We start from the raw sequence: 6,205 nt of genomic DNA, 5'->3' as shown, positions 1-6,205 counted from the left end.
GGCGGAGAGGGAGGGATTCGAACCCTCGATCCCGTGAAGGATACCGCCTTTCCAAGGCGGCGCACTCGGCCACTATGCGACCTCTCCGTATTATAATTTTAATGCGTTAATCCCCATATTTTTTAATGCCAAATAAATTTTACTGATTGGTAATCCTATTATAGAATAAAAATCTCCATTTATACTTTCAACTAATGTAGCCGCCCTATCTTGTAATCCATAACCGCCCGCTTTATCTAAAAATTCAACACTGTTGAGATAATCATCTATTTCGCTATTGCTCAAATTTCTAAATTTAACTTTTGCTTCTCCAAAATCATTTATAATCTTTTTATTTTTTACATCAATAATAGCAAAACCGCTTATAACACTATGTTCATTACCTGAAAATGTCTGCAACATTTTTTTTGCTTCCTGTTTATTTTTTGGTTTTCCTATAAATTGATTTTTATAAATTATAAAAGTATCAGCTCCAATAATAATAGCATTTCTATAATGCTTTGCTACTTCTTCTGCCTTTTTAAAAGCTAAAAATTTTGCTAATTTGTATGGATTATTAAAAGCTTGCATATCTTCTTTATATTTACTTTCTCTGATTCTAAAGCTTAAACCCATCTGTCTTAACAATTGCTTTCTTCTAAATGATTTTGATGCTAAAATTATCTTTTGTTGCATAATTATATTTATATTATTTTATTTATCTGACCATAACCATATAATAAACTCAAAATAATTATATGTAAACGCAAGAACGGCTAGTTAAGCCGTTCTTATGTTTAGATTTTTTTCAAATCTGTTTAATTGCTTGTCCCGTCTGTTGTATCATCATCGATTACTTGATCTGTCGCTGAAACGGTGGAATTGACAATATCTCCTTCTGTTTCTTCAGCAACCATTGTGACAACCCATTCATTATTTTCATCAAGCGATGAAGATAATGACGCTTCAACCTCAGGCAAAGAACTAACAACAACAACTGTTTCAGCTATTAATATCGGCAAATTAGATTGCAAAACTCCCCTAATTCTTACTTTATCTCCATTTTGAATATCAGAAATTGTCGCGTCTGTATTTGTTCCAACAACAATTTTAGTGTCTGAAGTAATATCAACCCTGATTTTTTTTACTGGCTTGCGAATAATTAGATCTTTTACTTTTACGTTTTCCGCCCTGATTCTGTCAATTTTAACTTTTTTATTTTCTATTTTTCTGTATAATGTTCCTACTTTTGCTTCAACAGATTTTAAATTTTGAATCCTGTTTTTTATCGCGTTTTTCAAATTAGATAATTTAAGCCTATTTTTTAATGATGTATTTTGAATTGTTGCCGTATTTTGATCTGAAACAACCTGCGCGGAAACCTCTGCTTTTTTTTCTGCTAAAACTTTTTTCAAATTTTTGTTTGTCAAATATTTAACAGGTGTCCAATCAACCATTAAATAATTATCGTCTGTGTTCACTTCTGTCACAACCCCTGAATGCCCGCGAACGCTTGTTTTCCAAATACTCATATTCTTAATCAATTTAGCGTCAATTGTTCCATTATCATTAACTCTGCCAACAAGCATTAAACTGTCATCGGATGAAAATTCGCTTAAAGTTGTCCGTCCAAAAAATTTGCGGACTAAAACAGTATTTTCAGTAATATAAACTGTTACAATTCCCCCTTCAGCTTCTATTAAATTATTAACATCATTAGCTTTTAATCCAGGTGTTTTTTCTATTCTTACTGTAATAGCGGTCGGCTTAACAGTGCTGTCCATACTGATTAAAGTAACATTTGGCATAAAAGTGCGAATTTTCATAAATAAATCTTCACCTCTACGCAAAACAACAACAATCTTTGCTAAAGGAGTTTCTCCTTTACGCAACAATAATCTTCCGCGAATTCTATCACCTACTTTTAAATCATCAACGCTTGCTGGATTTTTCAAGCCAACAACAAGCCTTGTGTCGTCGTCATAAACAAACAAATGTTCTTTATTTTTCCATTGATAAGCAATGGTTTTCGCATCTTTGTCAATATTAGTAATCCAACCATTAGCTCCTTTATTGCTTATGGTCTTTATTGACAAATTAGCCAAAATAGCAGCGTCAACAACTTGAGTATTTTCATTTTTTTTGCCAATTACCCTAATTTGATCGCCTGGTATCCAGTCTGAAAGAGATGTCCATTGGCTTCGCTTCTGTCCTAAAACAACATTCTGACTAGCGCTAACAGTATAATGTTTTTTTGTTTTATTATCGCTAACAATAAATGTTGTGGGTATATCTGTTGATCCAATTTCAACTAACATCCCTGCAAAATTAGTATCGCTTGTTTCTTCTGACGCGCTACCTTGGTCGGTTATCTCATTGCAAATCCCATCATAAGCATATTCAACATCTCCTTCGGCTTCCAACATGCACAAATTTGAATAAGTCTCTCCGTCCATTCCGCAAACAGGATCATATTTAGTTGTACATACTGTTTGTTCAGCGCTGTTTGTTTCTTCCGCTATAACAGGCGTTAAAGAAAAAGAAAACGCCACGCTTAACAGTAAAAAAAATGATAACATTTTTTTAAACATAGATTTGTCGCAATCGCAAACAAAATATAATCAAACATTTAATTATAGCCTAATTATTTTCTGTAGTTTTCATACCCCGCCTAACCTCCCCTAATCTTAGGGGGAGGGAAATCAGCGGAGTTTAATTATAAATTTTTTGCAATTACAAAATTAATTATTTTAATATTTAAAAAATTATAAAAGCAAATCATCAAGAAATCCATCGCTTATTACTGGTCTTTGTATACGTTTAATGCGACCAGGTATATTTTTTTTTGCATAATCAAATGCTTCTTCCACGGCTACATTTTCATCTGATTTTTTAAGGTTATTATATCCGTCCGCAAAATCTTGCAACATTCCTAAATTAACAAAAAGGCGACTGAATACTCCCTCGCCCTCTTCTATTTCTGGTACTCCTGTTGAATATACATAAGCTGATCTATTTTCTTCTGTAGCCATAACAACAATTCTCCCCTCACTAGTTAAGTCGTTCATCCCGCCAGCATGGCAAGTATCAAAGACAAAAACAATTCTTGAGGTGCCAAAATTATGGAACCAACTTACAAGTGTATCATCAGATATACCGACTACTTCGCTACCATTATGAACAAGAATTATTTCGTCTGTGCCATCTATTTCATCTTCTGGATCTATATCCGTATAAAGACTTCCGCCATGACCGCTAAAGAAAAAAACAACTTCGTCTCCTTCGCTTATATTAGGTTTTATTTTATTCAATATAGCGTCTTTAATATTATTAAAAGTAGCTGCCCCGTCAGTAATATCAGTACGATTAGGATCTGTGTCTCTAAACATATAAATATTTTCATCTGAATATCCATATTTATTAACTAAAGCATTACGCATATTTAACGAATCACCATCCGCCCAACAAAGATCATAATTGCTTCCCGGATAATCGCAAATTCCAATTATAATAGCGTATTTATTGCCTGTTACTCCTGTTCCTAAAACACCTGTTGCCACCCCATTATAAGAAGGTTTTTTATTATTTTCTGGTTTATCAGGGCGGTCTTTTGTTTTTATTCCCTTAATTGCGGAAGGGTCGAAAATCTTTTTTGCGATTTTAATATTAGTTGCGTGTATTGGCTTTCTTAAATCGCTATTATTATTTTTTTCCGAATTGCCTTGAGCTATTGCCACAGGCGTTAAAGAAAAAGAAAACACCACAGACAACAGCAGAAAAAATGATAACATTTTTTTAAACATAAATTTGTCGCAATCGCAAACAAAATATAATCAAGCATTTAATTATATCTTTTTGCAATTACAAAATTAATGATTTTAATACCAAATGCTTTATGCTAATTTTTTAATTTTGTTATATTATAATTTTAAAAAAATATTAACTAATCCTTTCCTCTTCCTATCCCGATATAATTAAACCCTAAATTAGACATTTCTTGCGGGTCAAAAATATTTCTGCCATCAATAATATAATAGTTTGATAAAACTTTTTTTATTTTTTGCTTATCAATTTTTTTAAAATGCTCCCAATCAGTAACAATTATAATCGCATTACTTCTTGCTGAAGCTTCATAAGGGCATAAAAAAAATTCTATTTCATCTGGCAAATATTTTTTAGCGTTATCTATTGAAACAGGATCTGAAACTCGAACTTTAGCTCCTTGTCCGTAAAGCCAGCTAATTAAATCAATTGCCTGCGACTCCCTAATATCATCAGTGCCTGGTTTAAAAGACAAACCCCAAACAGTAATTATTTTTCCTTTTAAAACAGGAAAGATTTTTTTTATCTTTTCCAACAAAATCTTTTTTTGGTTGTTGTTCACATCAATCACTGATTTTAAAATCCGAAATTCATATCCGTTCAGATCAGCAATCTGATGCAATGCCCGAGTATCTTTTGGAAAACAAGAACCGCCGTATCCAAGCCCTGCTTCTAAAAATTTACTTCCAATTCTCGCATCAGCTCCCATTCCTTGCGCGACTTCTTTAATGTCAGCGTTTACTCTTTCGCAAATCCCGGCAATTTCATTTATAAACGATATTTTGGTTGCTAAAAAAGCATTAGAAGCATATTTTATCATTTCAGAACTTTCTCTACTAACAAAAAATTTAGCGCAATCAAAGCCCTTATAAACTTCAGCCATAATATTTTTTGCTTTTTCTGTTTCAACTCCAATTACAATTCTGTCTGGATTAAAAAAATCGTTCAAGGCTGTTCCCTCACGCAAAAATTCAGGGTTAGACGCGACATCAATATTTTTATTATACTGTTTTTTTATTATTTCATCAACTTTTTTCGCGGTTCCAACAGGAACAGTGCTTTTATTAACAATAACAACATAATGATCAAGTAATTTTCCAACATCACGAACTACTTTATAAACATGGCTTAAATCAGCTTTTCCGCTTTCTCCTTGCGGAGTTCCTACGGCAATAAAAATAATTTCAGCGTCTTTTATTGCTTTTGCTAAATTTGCGGTAAAAAATAATCTTTTTGCTTTAATATTTTTTTGCATTAACTCTCCCAGCCCTTTCTCAAAAATCGGGCTTTTGCCTTCTCGCATTTTTTTAACTTTTTCTTTATCAATATCAACACAAAAAACTTTATGACCTTTTTCAGCCATACCAACACCTTGCACTAATCCAACATATCCTGTCCCAATAATTGCTATATTCATAAACCTATTTCTTTTTTATATTCCTCAAACCATTTAGACAAATTAATTATTGGCTCCCATCCTAAAAGTTCGCGCGCTAAAAAATTATTTGCCAAAGTTTCTCTCGGCTCAAGACGAAACGGAATTTTTGTTGTTTCACCTCCAATCATCTCAACTACTTCATTAACGCTGTAATTTTTTCCGCGACCTATATTTATGACTTCGCCTTTGCCGACTTTTTCGCTTTCAGAGGCTAAAATATTAGCTTTTACAACATCAATAACGCTTGTATAATCTCTTTTTTCCTCGCCGTCGCCTACAATGGTCGTCGGCTCTTTGTTCAATCTTTGTCTTATAAAAATTCCGATTACCAACACGTAAGCGCCTTCTAAAACTTGGCAATTTCCGTAAACAATGAATTACCCCTCAACAAGCTGACGGGATATCTAGTGGGTTTATTCACTGCATACCGTCAAACAGCGTTGGCTGCGAATAATAAATTTGTTGATAATTTTTTCCTTGATTTTTAATATAATTTTTTATTACATCAGCTCCAGTCTTTTGCTGATTTTAATGCATATATTTTTTAATATAGCTGAAACCTGTTCTGAAATTATTTTTCTGCGATATTTTACAGGACACACAATATGATATAATATCGCGCTTTTGTCATGCGATTTGTGCATATGTCTATATTCGTTTATAACTATATTATACCATATTGTATATCCTTTTGGTATTCGTCCCCCGTAGCCAAGCTGATAGGGAGTATCTACAATTAAATTTTTAATTATAAAAAATCAGCCTATTCTACAAAAAATCCAAAACTTTTTTAAATTTTTAGAGGTATCTATAAAGGCATCTAACGATGCCTCTAAAAAAACTTACTCCGTATTATGAACGAAATCCGCCTGCCCGCCGAATTGAAAAGAACTTTTTACATTTTGGACATATAATATATTGCATATTTATTAATTTAATTTCTTATAGCTTTTTACTAGAAATATC

General features: G+C 32.7%; 6 protein-coding genes and 1 tRNA gene. All 7 read right to left on the bottom strand.

The window, feature by feature from the left end; translation table 11 throughout:
* Positions 1 to 2: 2 nt before the first annotated feature.
* A tRNA-Ser gene (locus U9O55_00065) sits at positions 3 to 87 on the bottom strand.
* A 3-nt stretch (positions 88 to 90) separates the two neighbouring features.
* Positions 91 to 675 (bottom strand): Maf family protein, encoded by a 585-nt coding sequence (locus U9O55_00060; GenBank protein ID MEA2088227.1) that lies wholly within the window; start codon positions 673 to 675, stop codon positions 91 to 93.
* 122 nt (positions 676 to 797) lie between these two features.
* Positions 798 to 2,570 (bottom strand): Kazal-type serine protease inhibitor family protein, encoded by a 1,773-nt coding sequence (locus tag U9O55_00055; GenBank protein ID MEA2088226.1) that lies wholly within the window; start codon positions 2,568 to 2,570, stop codon positions 798 to 800.
* Positions 2,571 to 2,744: 174 nt separating this feature from the next.
* A complete protein-coding gene (locus tag U9O55_00050; protein ID MEA2088225.1) occupies positions 2,745 to 3,782 on the bottom strand; it encodes a caspase family protein in 1,038 nt (345 codons plus the stop codon).
* Between the two features lie 140 nt (positions 3,783 to 3,922).
* Complete coding sequence (locus tag U9O55_00045; GenBank protein ID MEA2088224.1) at positions 3,923 to 5,218, bottom strand: UDP-glucose/GDP-mannose dehydrogenase family protein; 1,296 nt, start codon at positions 5,216 to 5,218, stop codon at positions 3,923 to 3,925.
* Entirely contained in the window at positions 5,215 to 5,574 is a 360-nt protein-coding gene (locus U9O55_00040) for a GDP-mannose 4,6-dehydratase (GenBank protein MEA2088223.1), read from the bottom strand. Before U9O55_00040 ends, U9O55_00045 begins: the two co-directional genes overlap by 4 nt.
* A 165-nt stretch (positions 5,575 to 5,739) precedes the next feature.
* Positions 5,740 to 5,883 carry a hypothetical protein gene (locus tag U9O55_00035; protein MEA2088222.1) on the bottom strand — a complete coding sequence of 48 codons (144 nt, stop codon included), beginning with the start codon at positions 5,881 to 5,883 and terminating at the stop codon, positions 5,740 to 5,742.
* Positions 5,884 to 6,205: the final 322 nt, after the last annotated feature.

It is taken from the genome of Patescibacteria group bacterium (genome assembly GCA_034660655.1).
GTDB lineage: Bacteria > Patescibacteriota > Patescibacteriia > JAACEG01 > JAACEG01 > JAACEG01.
The sequence above is the reverse complement of the archived record's forward strand: the minus strand, read 5'-3'. Positions and strand labels throughout refer to the sequence as shown.